The following is a 508-nucleotide window of genomic DNA, read 5'->3' as shown; positions in this document are numbered from 1 at the left end:
TTAGGATGGTTATAGTTACCACCGCCGTTTACTGGCGCTTAAGTTCTCAGCTTCGCCACAAAGTGACTAACCGGTCCCCTTAACGTTCCAGCACCGGGCAGGCGTCAGTCCATATACATCGTCTTGCGACTTCGCATGGACCTGTGTTTTTAGTAAACAGTCGCTTCTCGCTGGTCTCTGCGGCCAGCTGACCCTAGCCCGCGAAGGGCTTCAAGTCCTCTGGCCCCCCTTCTCCCGAAGTTACGGGGGCATTTTGCCGAGTTCCTTAACCACAGTTCGCCCGATCGCCTCGGTATTCTCTACCTGACCACCTGTGTCGGTTTGGGGTACGGGCCGCATGAACACTCGCTAGAGGCTTTTCTCGGCAGCATGGGATCACTCTGCTTCGCCTCAATCGGCTACGCATCACGTCTCAGCCTTGATGAGTTGCGGATTTGCCTACAACTCGGCCTACACGCTTGCACCAGTACTACCACTCACTGGCGGAGCTACCCTCCTGCGTCACCCC

The 508-nt window shown here is 56.5% G+C and carries 1 rRNA gene; it reads right to left on the bottom strand.

What is annotated here, in order from left to right:
• Positions 1 to 508: ribosomal RNA gene (locus tag IEZ09_RS46095) — 23S ribosomal RNA — on the bottom strand; the annotation flags it as partial.

Source organism: Lentzea flava (assembly GCF_014648475.1).
GTDB classification, from domain to species: domain Bacteria; phylum Actinomycetota; class Actinomycetes; order Mycobacteriales; family Pseudonocardiaceae; genus Lentzea; species Lentzea flava.
Note: the sequence above shows the minus strand (reverse complement) of the source record. Positions and strands in the feature narration are given on the sequence as shown.